Source organism: Pseudomonas linyingensis, assembly GCF_900109175.1.
GTDB lineage: Bacteria > Pseudomonadota > Gammaproteobacteria > Pseudomonadales > Pseudomonadaceae > Geopseudomonas > Geopseudomonas linyingensis.
This window is the reverse complement of record NZ_FNZE01000024.1, coordinates 19,005-36,495: the sequence shown is the minus strand read 5'-3', so window position 1 is coordinate 36,495 and position 17,491 is coordinate 19,005. Positions and strand designations below refer to the sequence as shown.

Sequence of the window (17,491 nt, the reverse complement as noted above, 5' to 3'; positions counted from 1 at the left end):
TCCGGGGGTTGAGCCACCCCGGCGGGCTTTAGCGGCTAAAAAGTGCTGGCTTCTGCTGGCTCAGTTCCTTGCCGCGTCCCTTCCCTGCTTTCTTTCTTGGCGTCCTACCCCCGGAGCTTCTTGCGGGCGGCCTCGCCCCACTTCTTGACGATGAATGCCTGATGCGACGGTAGCACCGCCGCCACTCGCTCGAAACCGGCAGGAAGGCTCTGCGGAGCCTTGCCGCCGGCCAGGGCATCGAGCGTGTCCTTGTCCAAGTCGGTTGATTCAAGCAGAAGGGGCAACGGCGCATCAAGGGCCTTGGCAATGTCCTGCATGACCTTGAGGGACGGATTGGCCTTGCCCGTAGTGAGATCGGACAGGAAGGAGATCGAAACCCCCGACCTGTCCGATAGCTCCTTTTTCGTCATGTGGCGCTCATCAAGCAGCCGCAGCACGTTCGTGAAGAAGATGTAGTTATACAAAGGCGTCGCCTTGCGCATGGGCGGCTCGAAATTTTAGCCGCTAAAGTTCTTGACCTCGGAATTAGGTTTAGCTAAACTCTAGGCTTCATCACAGCCTGGAGAGCTACGCATGAGCCATAACCAATTCCAGTTTATCGGCAATCTTACCCGTGATACTGATGTTCGCCATAGCGAAAACAGCGCCCGCGCCGTATTCGACCTGGCCGTGAACCGCGTGTGGCGCGACCGCGCCGGCGAGAAGAAAGAGCAAACCGACTTCTTCCGCATCAAGTCGTTTGCCGGCCTGGCAGAGAACGCGGGCAAGTACCTTGGCAAAGGCTCCAAGGTGTTCGTCCAGGGCCGCATCGAGCCGACGAAGTTCGAGAAGGACGGCCAGACCGAGTACGGCTTTGACTTCATCGCCGACGTGATCGAGTACCTGGATACCAAGGAACCAGGCGGCAAATGAGAAACGCGCCCGGCCACAGGCCGGGCGTTATGCTAGGAGGACGAAGATATGCCGGACAGTTTCGACGAGCAGGGCTACCGCCGCAAGCTCATCGACGGCGGGTTGAGTGAGGCCGACGCGACGGCGCTTGCCCGCCGCTACGCGGCCGAGCGCAACGCGCAGGCCGGCACCGCCGGCGGGGCTTTCCGCCCCGCCGGTTCCCTCTTCGAGCTGCCGGACGGGCCGGCAGCGCCGGAGCCACCGCCACCGCCGCCCAGCGCGGCCGTGGCGCGCTCCGAGCGGATGGCGGCCGAGTCGGCCGAGCTGGCGCGGACTATGGGCCTTCCGCCCGAGCCGCGAACCGTGGTCAACACCTTGGCCGAGAAAGTCAGCGGCGTGACCGCCGAACGGAGAACGCAACAGATGGCGACCAAGAAAACGACCGAGAAGCCGGCCAGTGCCACCGGCGAGCTGGCCGAGCAGGTCAGCCAGGCCAAGCAGGCCGCCTTGCTCAAGCACACGAAGCAGCAGATCAAGGACATGCAGCTTTCCTTGTTCGACCTCGCGCCGTGGCCCGACCACATGCGGGCCATGCCCAACGACTTCGGCCGGTCGGCGATCTTCACGACCAGGAACAAGAAGGTGCCCCGCGCCGCCTTGCAGCGCGAGGCGATCTACCACATCAGCAAGGACGTGGAGATCACCTTTACCGGCATCGAGCTACGCGCCGACAGCGACGAGCTGGTGTTTGCCCAGGTGCTCGAATACGCGAAGCGCACGCCGCTGGGCGAGCCGGTCACGTTCACGTTCTACGAGATTTGCCAGGACTTGGGCTGGTCGATCAATGGCCGCTACTACAAGCAGGCCGAGGACTGCCTTTCGCGGCTGCAAGCGTCCGCGATGCAGTTCTCTTCCCAGCGGCTGGGCCGCCTGGAATCCGTGTCGCTGATCCGGCGCTTCCGCATCCTGGATCGCGGCAAGCGCACGTCGCGCTGCCAGGTCGAGATCGACACCGAAATGGTGGTGCTGTTCGCCGGCGACCACTACACGAAATTCGTGTGGGAGAAGTACCGCAAGCTGTCGCCCACCGCGCGGCGGATGTTCGACTACTTTGCCACGCACAAGGAGCCGTACCCGCTCAAGCTGGAGACGTTCCGGCTCATGTGCGGTTCGGATTCCACCCGCGTGAAGAAGTGGCGCGAGCAGGTCAGCGAGGCATGCGACGAGCTGCGCGAAAACGGCCTGGTGGACAGCGCCTGGATCAATGACGACCTGGTGCATTGCAAGCGATGACCGCCGCCCTGCCCCTGGAGAGCCGCCCGAGATCGAGGCGGCTTTTTTTCTCGAGCATCGCCGCTTCTGACGAGGGAGTTCCGGCCACCTGGTCGCGCGCACGTCGAGCTGCAGCATCGTCATTTCCGGCGAGGCTGGCCACGTCCAGGCCACGGTCGACCATCGCCACCTTTGACGATGAACCGAGGGCCCCATCGCCAGTTCCGACGATGACGGCCGACGCCGGCGCTGGATCTCGCATCGCCGCTTCTGACGATGAGATCCACCCTTTGACACTTGAGGGGCCGAGCTGCGGGGGATTCTCCCGGCCGGCGGCCGCGAGAACCGGCTATGTCGTGCTGCGCATCGAGCCAGGCGGCAGAGCCGCCCGTCTCGCCCCTGGCGGGCTTCCAGCGCCTTCCCGACGCTCACCGGGCCGGTGGCCCTCGCCGCTGGGCTTTGCGGCCCTGACGGGCCTTCCTGGCCCGTTTCCGGGGCCTTCCCTGCCCTGCCCCACCGGCGCGGCCGTTGTGGACAGTTTCGGGACAAGTCGGCCGAGGCCGGCCGGCGCAGCCCTGACGTTGACACTTGAGGGGCAGCGGGGCCGGCGCGATGTTGACACTTGGGGGGCAGCGGCCGATTTCGGCCTGGTCGAGCCGTCCAGGCGGCCGCCGAGGCGGCCTAAGTGCCTGATCGGCATGGAGTTATCCACCGAAGTTGTGGATAACCCTGTTAGGAACCCTGCCCCGGTATTGACACTTGAGGGGCGGCCCTACTGACACTTGAGGGGCGCGGTTCTTGACACTTGAGGGGCAGCGTATTGACACATGGGGGGCTTATCCATTGACACTTGAGGGGCGGCCTCTTCGCACTTTTCCTTGGCGTGACAACGGTTTACGCGCGTTTTTCGGTCATGCTAACCAGGTTTTTAACCGTCTTTATAACCTTTTTATATAACCAGGTAGTTTTAACCAGAGGCTGGCGAAAAAAACGGCAACACGGCCCAAGCTGCCGCGCAGCATGACCGGCCGCCGAAGGGGGGAAACCCCCCTTCTCGATCCCACCCGGCCGCAAGCGGCCTCCCATCCCCCCAGGGGCTACGCCCCTCGGCCGCCTTGCGGCCTCACCCCACAATGGAGCGCCTTCGGCGCTACGGCTTAGGAGAGCCAGGCGCAAGCGCCTGGCGGAAGGCAGTAAGTTCGAGAGCTTGCGAGGGGGCAAAGCCCCCTCACACTCCCCAACCAGGTCGCCGCGGTTCGACCGGCCGCGCGATCCTCAAGCATCGCAGCAGCTCCACCGCCGCAGGTTTTACGCCAAGGAAGGGGGTCGGCCAGCTCGGCCGGTGGCGCGGAAAGCGCCCCTCAAGTGTCAATGAAACGTGAGACGCGGGGCCAGGCCCGCGCCGATCACAAGCCGAGTTCGGAGTGAGAGCCGAGGCGCACCAGGCGCAGCGTGTCGGCGTCGGGCTTCTGGTAGATCAGCACCAGGTCGGGCTTGACGTGGCAATCCCGGTGATCCTTCCAGTCCCCGGTCAGCGCGTGGTCGCGGTGCCGAGGTTCCAGCGGCTGGTCGTCGGCGAGCGCGACCAGGACGGGCACCAGGTCGGCGTCGAGCGTGGCCCGGTGCTGCCCTTTCGCCTCGCGCTTGTAGTCGCGCTTGAACTGGCCGGTGCGCTCAATCTGCCGCATGCAGATCGGCCATCAGATCGTTGACGGTGGCGAAGCGCGGCAGCTTGCCCTTGCGGGCTTCCTTCATCGCCTCGATGGTGGTGGCGTTCGGAATCAGCGGCTCGAAGGGCAGCGCCTTGTCCTGGGCCACCTTCGTGAGCAGCAGCCGCACCGCGTCGGACACGGTAAGGCCCATCGCGGCCAGGACGGCCGCCGCTTCTTCCTTGATCGCGCCGTCGATGCGCGTTTGTACGAGCTGGTTTGCAGCCATGATTGGTTCTCCGGTTGGGTTCGTGAATTACATTGTAATGCACGCCAAGGGAAAGGGCAAGGTTTAGCGGCCAAAAAGTTTAGCTAAAGTGCTTGACGATTAGGACATTTTGCCCTAATATAGCACTTGAAGGCCGGGCATTTCGCCCAGGTCAACTACCGGAGAAAGTCCGATGAACACCCAAGAGCAACCCGTTACCGCTTCCCTGGTCGCCGAGGCCCAGCGCCTCGACTTCCTGCCCGCCTACTTCGGCCCGCGTCTGATGATGCGCGGCGAGGCCCTGGTGTATGCCTGGCTTCGCCGGCTCTGCGAACGCTACAGCGGCGCGTATTGGCACTACTACACCTTGTCGGACGGCGGTTTTTACATGGCCCCCGACCTGGCCGACCGCCTGGAGATCGAGGTGGACGGCAACGGCTTCCGAGGCGAGTTGTCGGCCGACGCCGCCGGCATTGTCGCAACCCTGTTCGCGCTGGGCCAGCTCGCGGCCGAGGCCGCCGACACGGACGCCGGCGATGCCCTGATCGACCGCTATCACTTCCTGCGCGGCTTCGCAGCCAGCCACGCCGAGGCGGCCGCGATCTACCGGGCTATTGACTGATGAGGGGCGGCCCCGGCTTCGGCCGGGGCTTCCAGGAGGCGACCATGACCAGGAACAACGCTCCCCAGGCACCGACGAACAGCTACGCGACGGACGGCAAGTGCCACAACGCCGAGCCGGGCACCTACGGCCACGAATGCGGCAAGCCGGCCGCATGGATCGGCACGAACCACAAGGGGTTCAGCTCGGGATTCTGCGACGACTGCAAGCGCCACGGCTACGAAGCCCGCGACGTGATCGCGTGGCGGCGTGCTGACACTTGAGGGGCCGGCCGATGGCGAAGAAACGCAAGACGCCGGCCCAGCCGGGCCAGGACTGGAACGCGCCGGCGGCCGAGCTGCTGGCCGAGCTGCCCACCGAACGCGACGAGCTGCTGGCCGCCGCCGTGGCGGCCGTGGTGGAGATCGACGCGGCGATCATGCGCGGCGACGGTGCGGCCGCCGAGGCGGCCAGCGACCGATACGAGGCCGTCATCTGGAAGATGAACGGCGGAACGCACGTGGGCAGCATGGCCGACCACGACGCGCCCGGCCAGGTCATCGAGCGCCATTGCGCGGCGGTGCCTGGCGACGTGCCCTTGTGGGGCCAGCGCGGCCAGTTCCTGGTCGCGGATGGCGACATGCGCGCCCTGGTGGAGTACGAGGCCGGCTACGGCGGGCCGCTGGGTGCCCACTTCCAGTTCCACGTCATCGACCTGGACAGGCCGTTTATCTCCGAAACGGGCTACCGCTCGCACTTCGACACGGCGCAGGGCTGCATGACGGTGGACGAGGTTGCGCGCGGCATCCTGGCTGCGCAGCGAGCCGAGAAGAAGCGCCCGGTGATGGTCGAGGCCAGCTACCGCGACCGCCTGGCCGATGCTCCCCTGCCCGCTTGGCTGGCCGGCCTGGAGCCGCCGGCGCGGCGCGAACCGGCGACCGTCCTGGTGCCGCCGGGGTTCGTCCTGGTCGATGTGGTGCTGCCCTCGCATCGGGCCTTCATCGCCAGGCGCTGGGCGGCCGAGGCCGCGACCAGGATCAAGGCGGCCAGGGCCGCCGGGTTGGACGCCAAGGGAAAAATCACCGGCGCAGGCCCGGAGCGAGATCCCGCATCGCCAGAAACGACGATGACCTGCAGCATCGTCAAAGCCGACGATGCCGAGCCGGTCGAGGGCGGGCCTGTATCGCCGGAAACGACGATGCCGGGAGCGAGCGCGGCAACCTGCAGCATCGCCAGGAATGGCGATGGAGGCCCGGCCGACCGGGTGGAGTTCAAGCCCGGCCAGCGGTGCGAGATCGTGAGCGTCCATCACCCGGTTTTCGACCGCTACATCGGCAAGCGCATCATCATCGTGAAGGTGCATCCCGACACCCGCCAGGTGTGGGCGCACGACGACAGGCCGGTAACGTACAAGACCAATCGCGCAGGCCGGCGCGTGGTCGATTCAGACCCGAGCTGCATCCAGTCGATCTACGGCTTCGACCAGTTGCGGCTTATCACTTGACCAGGAGAACGAACGAATGACGAACGACGCCAATATCCGGCTGGAGTGCTTGAAGCCGGCCGAACGCTGGGCACAACCGACCGGCGAGGAAGTCCGCGAGGTGCTGCGCCTGGCCGGGTTCAGCGGCAGCAAGGCCGCGAAGGCGCTGGGGCTGGGCGCGAAGGGCGACCGCACGATCCGCCGCTGGATCGGCGAGGACACCCCGATTCCCTATGCGGCATGGGCGATCCTGTGCGACCTGGCCGGGCTGGGCGTGATCTGGAAAGAGGATTGACGCCAAGGGAAAGGTTTTAGCGGCTAAAGTTTAGCCTTCGGATTCCGGTAAAGCGAAAAAAGTTTAGCTAAAGTGCTTGACAGGCTAGGGCATTTTGCCCTAATATAGCACTTGAAGGCCGGGCACATCGCCCAGGTCAACTACCGGAGAAAGTCCGATGAGCGACAACAAGATCATGCCCTGGATTGACGAGCTGGAGGGCGCGGCAGCGACCGACTTCCCGGCCCGCCGTGACGAGATCGCGGCCATGATGGCCGAGGCGGCCGAGCTGGTGCGCAAAGCCGAGGAACTGCGCGGCAAGGCGTACTTCGCCGGATGCTCCCTGGAGGGGCAGGCCAAGGGCCATTGGTCGATGGAAGCCGTCGAGCAGGCCAAGCGCCGGGCCGGCTGGTAAGAGCACATGGCCCGGTCGGCAACGGCCGGGCCTATCGAGGACGCCAAGAAGGGAGTATTGCGTGAGCCGAGGCAAGATCAAGGGCGGCCCCAGGTGGAGGAACGCCCCGGAGTGATCCGGGGCGCTTGGCCTGGTGCTGGCACACCGTAACCATGCTTCCGAGTGGGAGCACCCAGCATTCAACACGTAAGCGCGTGGAGGGTCAAGCTATGTCCAACATCATCAAGTTCCCCAAGGAGATCGAGCAGCCCGCCGCGCCCGCGCCGGTGGAGCCTGCCGCCGCGCCTGCTGCCCCCAACAAGGCCCCCGGTGCTGGCCTGCTGGCCGGCCTGGTCAAGTTCGTATGGGTGGCGACCGTGTTGGTCTGGCCGATCCTCAAGTGGGTGCTGTCGATTGCCACCTTCTTTCAGTTCGTGCGGATGCTCTACCACTGGAACACGCCTGGCGTGTATGCCGGCTGGTCGTTCCTGGTGTACTTCGCGGTGCTGACCGCGATCACCTACTTCGTTTCGATCTACAAGCCGAAGGGGCTTTGACATGAAAAAACAGACCCTGCCCTACCCGCCGGGATTCGTGGAGCCAACCACGGGCCGCGTGGCCGTCCTGGTGCGCGAGTACGCGGCCAGCGATTTGAACGGCGATGCGCCGGCCTATTGGTACAGCGCGCAATCCGAGGAATGGGGCCTTGACCCCTGGCGGCTCGTTGAAGGCGTCGATCCGCATGTGCATGGCGGTTCGTTCGACGTGTGCTTTGCGAGCGGCGGCACGCGCACCGTGGGGCCGTTGATGACGTTCTTCGTGAGCGCCGACCACGCGCAGCAGCTCGCAGTTTCGCGCGCCGCGTCGCAGATGGGGCGCTACGGAATGCGGGTGGTCGAGGTTCAGCAAGGCCCCGACGACCTCAAGCGCCTAGCCGCGCTGTATTCGGATGACGCCAAGAAGGGGTGATTTTTAGCCGCTAAAAGGCTTGACGCGCCCGGCGAGTTTAGCTAAACTTCTGCACATGGTCGGCGGCTGGCACCGCCTTTTGTTCAACAACCGGGTGTGGAGTTTATATGGGTGTTCTCCATGAAGAAACGGCTAACCGAAGCCCAATTCCAGGCGGCGATCAAGGGCCTGGAGATCGGGCAACAGACCATCGACATAGCGCGCGGCGTGCTGGTCGATGGAAGGCCCCAGGCCGAGTTTGTGGCCTCGCTGGGGCTGACCAAGGGGGCGGTATCGCAAGCGGTCAGTCGCGTGTGGGCAGCGGCGGGGGAAGTGCTCCCGCAGGGCTTCGCGCGGGTGACGGCGGTACTGCCGGAGCATCAAGCGTTCATCGTCAAGCGTTGGGAAGCCGACGCCAAGGGAAAGAGGAAACAGGAACCCAACTCATGAAAACACTGGTCACGGCAATTCAGAAAGGCGGACAGGGCAAGACCTTCGCAACCTGCCACCTGGCGTTCGACTTCCAGGAGCGCGGCCTTCGGGTTGCAGTGATCGACCTGGACACCCAGGGCAATGCAAGCTGGACGCTGGCCGGCCACGACTCGGGCTATCCCGCCAGTCGCATGTTCACCGCCGGCGGCGACGAGCTGCGCGCCTGGTTCGCTGGCCGGGAGGATGACGGCCTGGCGCTGATCGCGGCCGATGCCAGCCTGGCCAACCTGGACAAGATGGACTTGGCCCAGGCCGCCGGCGCGCTGCGGGCCAGCATCGCGGCGCTAGGCGAGTTCTTCGACGTGTGCCTGATCGACACCGCCCCTTCCCTTGGCGTTGCCATGACGGCGGCCGTGCTGGCCGCCGACTACATGCTTTCGCCGGTCGAAATGGAGGCGTACAGCTTGCAAGGCATGAAGAAGATGGTTGCCGTCATCGGCAACCTGCGCAAGCAAAACCCGAAGCTGCGCTTTCTCGGCATGGTGCCGAACAAGGTGGACGCGCGGAAGCCGCGCCACGTCAGCAACCTGGCGACCTTGCAGCAGGCATATCCGCAACTGATCTTGCCGTTCAGTGTCGGCGCGCGAGACAGTATCGCGGAGGCGCTGGGCGAGCAGATGCCAGTGTGGAAGATCAAGAAAACCGCTGCGCGCAAGGCCACCCAGGAAGTGCGCGCCCTGGCGGATTACGTGTTCACGAAGATGGAGATCGCGCAATGACCAGCGCCGTAAAGACCAACGCCAAGAAGAAGGCCCCGCAAGCGGCCGCAGAGAAGCCCAAGGGCGGCGGGCTGGGCCTGGATGGCCTCGGCGACCTGTCGAGCTTGCTGGACGAGCCACAGGCCGCGAATGCGGCCCCTGGCGGCCCGCAGGAGCTGCCGCTTGACCTCATCGACGAAGACCCGCACCAGCCGCGCACGGCGGACAACCCCGGCTTCTCGCCGGAGTCCATCGCCGAGATCGGCGAGACGATCAAGCTGCGCGGCGTGAAGTCGCCCATCAGCGTGCGCGAGAACCCGGACGCGCCGGGCCGCTACCTCATCAACCACGGTGCGCGGCGCTACCGTGGCTCGAAATGGGCCGACAAGACCACCATCCCGGCTTTCATCGACAACGACTACAACGAGGCCGACCAGGTAATCGAGAACCTGCAACGCAACGAACTGACGGCCCGCGAGATCGCGGACTTCATCGGCCGCGAGCTGGCGAAGGGCAAGAAGAAGTCGGAGATCGCCAAGGAGATCGGCAAGTCGCCGGCGTTCGTCACACAGCACGTCACGCTGCTGGACTTGCCCGAACCGATTGCCGAGGCGTTCAACACTGGCCGCGCCAAGGATGTGACCGTCATCAACGAGTTGGTGACGGCGTTCAAGAAGAACCCCGAGGAAGTGGGTGCGTGGCTGGCCGACGACAGCCAGGAGCTGACGCGCGGATCGGTCAAGCTGCTGCGCGAGTACCTGGAGGACAAGCGCCACCAGGAAGGCGACCGCGACCCCAACACCGTCGATGCGTTCAGCGGCAAGACGGATGGCGAGGCCGAGGGCGACGGGCAAGGCCCGGAGGATGACGCCAAGAAGAAGGAGCCGAAGGAACCCGACCCGGACAAGCTCAAGAAAGCGATCATCCAGGTCACGCACGACGACCGCCCGGCCCGCCTGATCCTCAACCGCCGGCCGCCGGCCGAGGGCTGGGCCTGGCTCAAGTACGAGGATGACGGCCAGGAGTTCGAGGCCGACCTTGGCAAAGTGCAGCTTGTCGCGCTGCTGGAGGGCTAGACCCCCCCTGCACCAGACCCCGCCGCCCCCGCACCCCTGCGCCCCGCCATCGAGCGGGGCTTTTTTTTGCCTGCGCGCCCAGCGCCGGGCTGGCCCGTTTTAGCCGCTAAAAAAGTTCAGCTAAACACTTGCGCTATGTTGTATGTTGTAGTATGCTACACGCTACAACATACAACACCGGCCGAAAGGAGGCCCGATCATGGCAATCACGAAAGAGCAGATATTTGCGGTCGCCGACGAGCTGGACGCCGCCGGCCAGAACCCGACCCTGGCGAGCGTGCGCAAGCAGCTCGGCGGCGGGAGCTTCACGACCATTTCCGAGGCGATGAACGAATGGCGGGCACGCAAGGCCAGCCAGGCGGCCCCGATCCGCGAGCCGGCACCGGCGGCGATCACCGAGAAGCTGGCCGAGCTGGGCGGCGACTTGTGGGCCGTGGCCTTGGAAATGGCGAACAACCGGCTGGCCGCCGAGCGCGAGGCGCTGGAGGCCGTCCGGCAGGAAATGGAGGCAGCGCGCCAGGAGGCCGCAGAGCTGGCCGACCAGCTCACCGGCGAGCTGGACGAGGCCAAGGGCCGTATCGAGGCCCTGGAGGCCGCAGAGACCGACGCCAAGGGGGAAGCTGGGGCGCTACGCGAGAAGCTGGCAGCGGCCAGCGAGCGGGCGGCCACGGCCGAGGCCAGAGCCGGCGAGCTGCGCACGGAACTGGATCACGCCCACCAGGAGGCCCGCCAAGCCCGAGCGGAGCGCGACAAAGCCCAGGAGAAGGCCGCCGCGAGCGCCGACCAGGCGGAGGCCCTGCGGGCCGACCTGGCGGCCGCGAACAGCCGGGCAACGGAGATCGAGCGCCGGGCCGGCGAGCTGCGCGCCGACCTGGAGCGAGCCAACCAGGCCACCGACCAGGCGCGGGCGGCGCTGGCCGAGCAGCAGAAGGCCACCGAGGCGGCGGCCGGGCAGCTTGACCAGGTGCGGGGCGAGCTGGCAAAGGTGCAGGCCAAGGCCGAAGCCGAGCGCGAGGCGCACCAGGAGCAGCGCAAGGCAGCAGCGGCCGAAGCGCACCGCCAGGCCGAACGCTTGACGGCCACCCAGGCCGAGCGCGATGCCGCGCGCAAGGAGGCCAGCCAGGCCCGCGAGGACGCCGCGACCCTGCGCGGCCGGCTCGAAGCCCTGGAAACCGTCATGGCCCAGGAGAAGGGCAAGACGGGCGGCGCGAAAAAGACCTGATATTTCGGTCGGTTTTCAATAAAATCGAGGGTGTAACCTGGAACTACACATCCGGCCACGAGAGGAAAGCCGGCCTCGCGCATGCCGAGGTCGGCTTTTTTCTTGCTGGACTGGCAAGGAGGCCCATCTATTCCACATTTTGAAATGACCACACCGACGATAAGGAGCGCCCGATGAAACAGCGCCTCTTGGTCATGAACGGCCAACGCATCGTTCAGACCGAGCAAGAAGGGGCATGGGCCAACCAGAAGGTTGACAAGGCTGGCGCATTGAAGCCCGGCATCTACAACCTGTACATGGCCCAGCAGGCCGACAAGAAGCAGACCCATGACGGCGTGATCGTTCACGCCGACAACAACCAGGTGTACCAGCAGGTAGGCAAGAACTTTGTCATGCACGCCCGGTCAGATTTCGATAAAGTACCTGAAATCGGGAGCGCAAAGAGCATCAGCTACAGCGCGCAAGGCAAAGCAACCGTTGCCGCCGAGGCCCCGAAACTCACGCGAGGCCGGTCCCGATAGCTTTTAGCGGCTAAAAGGAGGGCCACGCCTTGAGACGACTCACACCCACCGCCGGCCGGGCAGACGCCCGCCGCATCCAGCCGGCATCCGCCGGCTTCGCAACAAGCACGACCAGCAGAACCGACGCCGCCGGCGACGGCCTGCTGGCCGCTGCCGAAGCCACAGAGGCCGAGCAGCAAGCGGCCCTGGAGGCCGCCCCGCTCGACCAGACCTACCAGGAAGCCCTTGCCCTGTACGTTCAGGCCAAGCACGACCAGGTGGAGCGCATCGAGGATCGGCTTGAAAACCTGATCGACCGTCAGCAGGCGCGCTTGCAGCAGACCCAGGCCAACCAGCCGGGCCTACTGTCCCGGCCTGGCGCGAAACGCGCTTGGCAGAACCAGCAGATGCAGCAGCAGGCGCGCTTGCAGTCCCTGCACGTGCGCCTGGAAGCCGTCCGCGAGATCAAGGAAGGCATGGGCCTGCACTCACCGAAGGTCGAAGAGCTGGCGACCCGCAAGATGCGCGCCGAGAAACCCGAGCTGGCGGCCGATTGGGATGCCATGCGCGAGGCGGCACGCCGGCACCAGGCGCTGCAACGCCGCGAAGAGCAGGAGCGAAAGCAGGCGCAGGCCCTGGAGCGACCAGGCCGGTCGCAGAGCTTGGGCCTCACGCGGCCCGTCTAAAACGAAAGCCCGGCACTGCCGGGCTTTTTCCTCGAGCCTCGCCGTTTCCGGCGATGCAGGCCCGCCGCTGGCGGCATCCTGCAGCACCGTCATTCCCGACGATGCAAGGGGCTGGCCAGCCTCGCCAGTTCCGGCGATGCCGCCGGCGCGGTCGACCATCGCCATTTCTGACGATGAGATCCCGCATCGCCATCTACAGCGATGCCCACAACGCGAGGGCGGCCGCGAAAACCGCCATGCCGGCCGCCACGATGTTCATGTACGACACGCGCCGCGCTTCGCGGATCGGCGCGGCGAGCTGCGCGGCGGCCGCTTCCAGCTCGCGCCGCACCGCCTCGGCGGCGGCCTTGCCGCCGTCCTGCATCCCCTTCGCCATCGCCTCTTTGGAGGCCGCCAGGGCCGCGTTGAGCGTCCTTTCGGCCTTCCCCTTGGCGTCATCCCCCCAACGGTGTGCGATGGCTTCCAGCTCTTCCTTGAAGCGATCCAGGATTTCTTGCTGCGCGGCCTGGCTGTCCTGCATCAGTCGGGTGTTGATCGTCTGGAGGATCAAGATCGGATCGTCGCGGCCAACGGCGATGCCGTGCTTGACCGCGATTTCCCGTATCAGCTCTTCGATCTTGTCATCGCTCGCCATCAGAGCACCGCCGCGTTGTCGAGCTGCTGGAAGAGTTGCGACTTCACGATCTTGAGCCGCTGCCGCGTCATGATCGTGAGCGCCGAGTCGGCCAGGGCCTCATCGAACGTCCGGCGCTCCTGGAGCATTTCCGAGAAGTCGCGGCCGTAGGTTTCTTCCTTGAGCGCCGGAATCTGGATGATGGCCGACACCCGCGCCTTGTTGTCGGTGTACGCCTTCATCTTCTCGAAGCCCTTGCCTTCGTGCTCGATTGGCCCCCAATACGGGTTCAGCCACACCACGAACACGCATTCGGCCGGGAATTGCCGGGCCAGCGTGCTAAAGCCGTTCAGGGTGTCCAGGAAGGCTTGCCCGCCGGTGACGACCGTATGCACCACCAGTTCGTGCCCCATGTCCTGGAGCAGCGCCGGAACCTGGTTGCCGATCAAGTAGCTGGACAGCGGCACGAACGAGCTGGCCCCGTTGTCGATGATGACGTCGCCCTTGGTCGAGGCGATTTGCTCCACCAGGGCATCGAAGTTCCGGGTGTTGATCTCGTCGCCGTCCATGATGTTCAGGCGCTGCACGTTCAGGGCCTTGTAACCCTCAAACGTGCTGTTGACCGGATCGGTGTCGATGCAAAGCGGCGTCTGCCCCTTGCTCGCTTTGTACTGCGCAATGGTGGCCGCGATCATCGACTTGCCGACGCCGCCCTTGCCCTGCAAGACCATGTGAATTTTCGCCATTACAGTAAATCCTCTTTATTCGGTTTCGGGTTGTAGTTGAAGCCGGCGATCCCTGCCGACTCGGGTTTCTTCGGCTCGGGTGCCTTCGGCTTCCTCGCCTTCGACCCCCCTTCCTGTTGCGCCGGCTTCTCCCCTTTGGCCTGGTTGGCCGCCGGGGGAGGCACCGGCGCGGGTGCTGCTGGTGCGGCCTTGATGTACCGCTGGACGTGCTTGCGGAACGTCTCGTAGCTGCACTTGACCCGGCCGATCTCGCGCATGTCCTCGTAGATCGTCGTCACTGCATAGCCAGCATCCATCGCGGCTTTCACGTCCACGCGCACGGCCAGGAATGCAACGGCCGTCGCGTCCTGTCGGCGCTTCTTGGCGGCCCGTTTCTCGATCCGCGCGGCCAGCTCTTGGGGGTAGCTGCTTTCTGCCATCGCCTCGCTTCCGTGGTTTGTAAATAGCCGTCATTTTCATGTATCGACTCGTGGAAAGTCTATGTAAAGCGCGTGGATAGCAGCTTGACACCGCTGCATCTAGCGCGCTTTCCGGGCATTGTACGCCTTCATTCGATATATCCGCCATCTTTTCGCGCTAAATGCAGACAGATGCGAAGGTTTCGGTATAGACTTTCCTTGGTGTTATCAACGCCGTAAGGCGGGCAGGATGTGCGAAGTTAGCTAACCGGCGGGCCGGTTATCTATCTTCGCTGTCCCTTATTCGCGCCTGCGGCACTCAACGGGCATCCTGCTCTGCGAGGCTGCCGGCTACCGCCGGCCAAGAAGCGAGAGACGAACGACATGGGCTACATCAATCCGCTGCTGGAGCTTCCAGCAGGCCGCGAACTCCAGGCGCTTCCGGTTGCCGACCGGCAGCGCCTTGCCCGCGTGCTGCGCGAGCTGCGCACGCAGGCCAACGACGAGGCGGAAAAGGCATGGGCACGCCGCAAGGGGCCGATGGCCGCCTACTGGCGAGCCGTGGCGACCTACGCGCGACACACGGCGCACGCGCTCAAGGGGTAGCGACATGGAAGCCGACGAACAGCCGACCGCGAAGCGGCGGCAGCACCTACGGGTGCCGGTGTTCCCCGACGAGAAGGAACAGATCGAGGCGAACGCCAAGAGGGCCGGGGTCAGCGTGGCGCGCTACCTGCGCGACGTGGGCCAGGGCTACCAGATCAGGGGCGTCATGGATTACGAGTACGTGCGCGAGCTGGTGCGGGTGAATGGCGACCTCGGCCGGCTGGGCGGTTTGCTCAAGCTATGGCTCACCGACGACCCGCGCACGGCCCGCTTCGGAGACGCCACGATCCTTGCCCTGCTGGGCCGGATCGAAGCCACCCAGGACGAAATGAGCCGACTCATGAAGTCCGTGGTGCAGCCGAGGGCCGAGCCTTGAGCTTTTTAGCGGCTAAAAAGCCAGGGGCTGGCCGATGATCGCCAAGCACGTACCCATGCGCTCGCTGGGCAAGTCCGACTTCGCCGGCCTGGTGAACTACGTCACCGACGCGCAGAGCAAGGATCACCGGCTGGGCCAGGTGCAGATCACGAACTGCGATGCCGTGTCCGTGCAGGACGCCATCACCGAGGTTCTGGCGACCCAGCACACGAACACGCGGGCCAAGGGCGACAAGACCTATCACCTGATCGTCAGCTTCCGGGCCGGCGAGCAGCCCAGCGCCGACACCCTGCGGGCGATTGAGGAACGTATCTGCGCCGGGCTGGGTTACGGCGAACACCAGCGCGTCAGTGCCGTTCACAACGACACCGACAACCTGCACATCCACATCGCCATCAACAAGATTCACCCGACCCGGAACACGATGCACGAGCCGTACTACTCGCATCGGGCGCTGGCCGAGCTTTGCACGGCCCTGGAGCGCGACTACGGGCTGGAGCGGGACAACCACGAACCACGCCAGCGCGGTGCCGAGGGCAGGGCGGCCGACATGGAGCAGCACGCGGGCGTGGAAAGCCTGGTCGGCTGGATCAAGCGGGAATGCCTGGACGAGATCAAGGGCGCGCAGTCCTGGCAGGAGCTGCACCAGGTCATGCGCGACAACGGCCTGGAACTGCGCGAGCGTGCGAACGGCCTGGTGATCGAGGCCGGCGACGGAACGATGGTCAAGGCGAGCACCCTAGCCCGCGACCTTTCCAAGCCGAAGCTGGAGGCGCGGCTTGGCCCGTTCGAGGCTTCGCCCGAACGGCAGACACGAACCAAAGCGAAGCGGCAGTACCAGAAAGACCCGATCCGCTTGCGCGTGAACACGGTCGAGCTGTACGCCCGGTACAAGGCCGAGCAGCAGACCTTGACCGCGACACGTGGGCAGGCGCTGGAGCAGGCCCGCCGGCGCAAGGATCGGCTGGTCGAGGCCGCGAAGCGTTCCGGCCGCCTGCGCCGCGCGACGATCAAGGTGATCGGCGAGAGCGGCCCGAACAAGAAGCTGCTGTATGCCCAGGCCAGCAAGGCCCTGCGCGACGAAATCCAGGCGATCAACAAGCAGTACCAGCAAGACCGCCAGGCCCTCTACGACAGCCACAGCCGCCGCACGTGGGCCGACTGGCTCAAGAAGGAAGCGACCCACGGCAACGCGGAGGCGTTGACCGCCCTGCGCGCCCGCGAGGCGGCGCAGGGCTTGAAAGGCAACACCATCCAGGGCCGGGGCGATCCGCGCCCCGGCCATGCCCCGGTGACGGACAACATCACCAAGAAGGGCACCATCATCTTCCGCGCCGGCCTGACGGCCGTTCGGGACGATGGCGACAAGCTGCAAGTCTCGCGCGAGGCCACGCGCGAGGGCTTGCAAGAAGCTCTACGGCTGGCGATGGAACGCTACGGCAGCCGCATCACCGTCAACGGCACCACGCAGTTTCAGGCGCAGATCATTCGCGCGGCCGTTGATTCCCAGCTACCCATCACGTTCGCCGATCCGGCCCTGGAGAGCCGGCGGCTTGCGCTATTGAAGAAGGAGAACACCCATGAGCGACCCGACCGAACCGAGCGAGCCGACCAGCGACCCGCAGAGCATCGAGGACGAGCTGGACGCGGCCCTGGCGGCCCTGGACAGCGCGCCGCTACCCACGACGACGCTGCCCGACCCATCGCCGTCGCCCGAGCAGGCTTCGGGCGACCAGGTGGCGGGCGAGCCGGCACCGCCGGCGTTCACGCCGGAGCCGTCCACCGGAAGCCCGACATTGGACGCATTGGACGAGTCCCGCCGCCCCAAAGCCAGCACCGTTTGCGAACACTGTCCCAACTCGGTGTGGTTCGCATCGCCGGCGGAAGTGAAGTGCTATTGCCGCGTGATGTTCCTCGTCACCTGGAGCAGCAAGGAACCCAACCAGATCACCAACTGCGACGGGATATTTCTCGGCCAGGATCAGGAGTAGCAGCGGCCCCGCCGGGCCTCGCGGCGGCGGATAAATACATCGCCGAACGCGAGTCGAAACGCTCGAAAGGTTTCGATATACCGAAGCACGCGCGATATACTGCCGGTGAAGGTGGCCTTGCTTTCGAGGGTGTCCGCAACATCGAGGGCCAGGCGCTGGCCCTGTTGAAACGAGGCGATGAGGTCATGGTGATGCCCATTGACCAGGCCACGGCCCGGCGCATGTCGCGCATCGCGGTCGGCGATGCCGTGACGATCACGCCAAAAGGCTCCATCAAAACGTCGAAAGGTAGGAGTAGATGAAAATA

The 17,491-nt window shown here is 65.3% G+C and carries 24 protein-coding genes; 18 read left to right on the top strand and 6 right to left on the bottom strand.

What is annotated here, in order from left to right; translation table 11 throughout:
* Positions 1–104: 104 nt before the first annotated feature.
* Entirely contained in the window at positions 105–482 is a 378-nt protein-coding gene (locus BMZ19_RS20645) for a transcriptional regulator (RefSeq protein ID WP_012478190.1), read from the bottom strand.
* A gap of 91 nt (positions 483–573) precedes the next feature.
* Between BMZ19_RS20645 and BMZ19_RS20640 the strand changes: the two genes are divergently transcribed.
* Together BMZ19_RS20640 and trfA are read left to right on the top strand one after the other, a co-directional pair.
* Positions 574–912, top strand: a complete 339-nt coding sequence (locus BMZ19_RS20640; RefSeq protein WP_011013259.1) for a single-stranded DNA-binding protein — start codon at positions 574–576, stop codon at positions 910–912.
* Between the two features lie 48 nt (positions 913–960).
* Positions 961–2,184, top strand: a complete 1,224-nt coding sequence (gene trfA / locus BMZ19_RS20635) for a plasmid replication initiator TrfA (RefSeq protein ID WP_011013257.1) — start codon at positions 961–963, stop codon at positions 2,182–2,184.
* Positions 2,185–3,569: 1,385 nt separating this feature from the next.
* Here the strand turns inward: trfA and BMZ19_RS20625 are convergent.
* Together BMZ19_RS20625 and BMZ19_RS20620 are read right to left on the bottom strand one after the other, a co-directional pair.
* Entirely contained in the window at positions 3,570–3,851 is a 282-nt protein-coding gene (locus BMZ19_RS20625; protein ID WP_011114071.1) for a type II toxin-antitoxin system YafQ family toxin, read from the bottom strand.
* Positions 3,838–4,101, bottom strand: coding sequence for a type II toxin-antitoxin system RelB/DinJ family antitoxin (locus BMZ19_RS20620; protein ID WP_011114070.1), 264 nt, complete (start codon positions 4,099–4,101; stop codon positions 3,838–3,840). Before BMZ19_RS20620 ends, BMZ19_RS20625 begins: the two co-directional genes overlap by 14 nt.
* Positions 4,102–4,273: 172 nt before the next feature.
* Between BMZ19_RS20620 and BMZ19_RS20615 the strand changes: the two genes are divergently transcribed.
* The 13 genes from BMZ19_RS20615 to BMZ19_RS20555 all read left to right on the top strand — a co-directional run bounded on the left by BMZ19_RS20615 (position 4,274) and on the right by BMZ19_RS20555 (position 12,454).
* The gene (locus BMZ19_RS20615; RefSeq protein WP_011114069.1) at positions 4,274–4,702 is read left to right on the top strand and encodes an antirestriction protein; all 429 of its coding nucleotides are present in this window, start codon (positions 4,274–4,276) and stop codon (positions 4,700–4,702) included.
* A gap of 44 nt (positions 4,703–4,746) precedes the next feature.
* Entirely contained in the window at positions 4,747–4,965 is a 219-nt protein-coding gene (locus BMZ19_RS20610) for a hypothetical protein (protein WP_012478187.1), read from the top strand.
* 11 nt (positions 4,966–4,976) lie between these two features.
* The gene (locus tag BMZ19_RS20605; protein ID WP_012478186.1) at positions 4,977–6,185 is read left to right on the top strand and encodes a hypothetical protein; all 1,209 of its coding nucleotides are present in this window, start codon (positions 4,977–4,979) and stop codon (positions 6,183–6,185) included.
* A gap of 16 nt (positions 6,186–6,201) precedes the next feature.
* Entirely contained in the window at positions 6,202–6,459 is a 258-nt protein-coding gene (korC, locus tag BMZ19_RS20600) for a transcriptional repressor KorC (protein WP_012478185.1), read from the top strand.
* Positions 6,460–6,616: 157 nt separating this feature from the next.
* Entirely contained in the window at positions 6,617–6,853 is a 237-nt protein-coding gene (gene kleA / locus BMZ19_RS20595) for a stable inheritance protein KleA (RefSeq protein WP_011255200.1), read from the top strand.
* A gap of 209 nt (positions 6,854–7,062) precedes the next feature.
* Entirely contained in the window at positions 7,063–7,389 is a 327-nt protein-coding gene (gene kleE / locus BMZ19_RS20590; RefSeq protein ID WP_012478184.1) for a KleE stable inheritance protein, read from the top strand.
* Position 7,390: 1 nt separating this feature from the next.
* Positions 7,391–7,801 (top strand): DUF2761 domain-containing protein, encoded by a 411-nt coding sequence (locus tag BMZ19_RS20585; protein WP_011255198.1) that lies wholly within the window; start codon positions 7,391–7,393, stop codon positions 7,799–7,801.
* Positions 7,802–7,921: 120 nt separating this feature from the next.
* Positions 7,922–8,230, top strand: coding sequence for a transcriptional regulator KorA (locus BMZ19_RS20580; protein ID WP_011255197.1), 309 nt, complete (start codon positions 7,922–7,924; stop codon positions 8,228–8,230).
* The gene (locus tag BMZ19_RS20575) at positions 8,227–8,991 is read left to right on the top strand and encodes a ParA family protein (protein WP_013397098.1); all 765 of its coding nucleotides are present in this window, start codon (positions 8,227–8,229) and stop codon (positions 8,989–8,991) included. Before BMZ19_RS20580 ends, BMZ19_RS20575 begins: the two co-directional genes overlap by 4 nt.
* Complete coding sequence (locus tag BMZ19_RS20570) at positions 8,988–10,046, top strand: transcriptional repressor gene korB (protein WP_012478180.1); 1,059 nt, start codon at positions 8,988–8,990, stop codon at positions 10,044–10,046. The genes BMZ19_RS20575 and BMZ19_RS20570 overlap by 4 nt, the downstream gene beginning before the upstream one ends.
* Positions 10,047–10,245: 199 nt before the next feature.
* Positions 10,246–11,268, top strand: coding sequence for a DNA-binding protein (locus BMZ19_RS22855; RefSeq protein ID WP_012478179.1), 1,023 nt, complete (start codon positions 10,246–10,248; stop codon positions 11,266–11,268).
* Between the two features lie 173 nt (positions 11,269–11,441).
* Complete coding sequence (gene kfrB, locus BMZ19_RS20560) at positions 11,442–11,789, top strand: IncP plasmid survival protein KfrB (protein WP_011255193.1); 348 nt, start codon at positions 11,442–11,444, stop codon at positions 11,787–11,789.
* A gap of 29 nt (positions 11,790–11,818) precedes the next feature.
* Complete coding sequence (locus tag BMZ19_RS20555; RefSeq protein WP_012478178.1) at positions 11,819–12,454, top strand: IncP plasmid survival protein KfrC family protein; 636 nt, start codon at positions 11,819–11,821, stop codon at positions 12,452–12,454.
* Positions 12,455–12,647: 193 nt separating this feature from the next.
* Here the strand turns inward: BMZ19_RS20555 and BMZ19_RS20550 are convergent, their stop codons facing one another.
* Genes BMZ19_RS20550 through BMZ19_RS20540 form a run of 3 tightly spaced genes read right to left on the bottom strand, consistent with a single transcriptional unit; the run spans position 12,648 to position 14,232 of the window.
* Positions 12,648–13,088, bottom strand: a complete 441-nt coding sequence (locus tag BMZ19_RS20550; protein WP_012478177.1) for a conjugal transfer protein TraM — start codon at positions 13,086–13,088, stop codon at positions 12,648–12,650.
* Positions 13,088–13,813: a nucleotide-binding protein gene (locus tag BMZ19_RS20545; protein ID WP_012478176.1), complete on the bottom strand. Its 726-nt coding sequence runs from the start codon at positions 13,811–13,813 to the stop codon at positions 13,088–13,090. The genes BMZ19_RS20550 and BMZ19_RS20545 overlap by 1 nt, the downstream gene beginning before the upstream one ends.
* Positions 13,813–14,232 (bottom strand): TraK family protein, encoded by a 420-nt coding sequence (locus BMZ19_RS20540; protein ID WP_012478175.1) that lies wholly within the window; start codon positions 14,230–14,232, stop codon positions 13,813–13,815. The genes BMZ19_RS20545 and BMZ19_RS20540 overlap by 1 nt, the downstream gene beginning before the upstream one ends.
* A 363-nt stretch (positions 14,233–14,595) precedes the next feature.
* On the opposite strand from BMZ19_RS20540, the gene BMZ19_RS20535 reads away from it, so the two are divergent.
* Genes BMZ19_RS20535 through traI form a run of 3 tightly spaced genes read left to right on the top strand, consistent with a single transcriptional unit; the run spans position 14,596 to position 17,486 of the window.
* Positions 14,596–14,817: a hypothetical protein gene (locus tag BMZ19_RS20535; RefSeq protein ID WP_011798730.1), complete on the top strand. Its 222-nt coding sequence runs from the start codon at positions 14,596–14,598 to the stop codon at positions 14,815–14,817.
* 4 nt (positions 14,818–14,821) lie between these two features.
* A complete protein-coding gene (gene traJ, locus BMZ19_RS20530; RefSeq protein ID WP_011255188.1) occupies positions 14,822–15,193 on the top strand; it encodes a conjugal transfer transcriptional regulator TraJ in 372 nt (123 codons plus the stop codon).
* A gap of 34 nt (positions 15,194–15,227) precedes the next feature.
* On the top strand, positions 15,228–17,486 hold the full coding sequence (traI, locus tag BMZ19_RS20525; RefSeq protein ID WP_012478238.1) for a TraI/MobA(P) family conjugative relaxase: 2,259 nt from the start codon (positions 15,228–15,230) through the stop codon (positions 17,484–17,486).
* Positions 17,487–17,491: the final 5 nt, after the last annotated feature.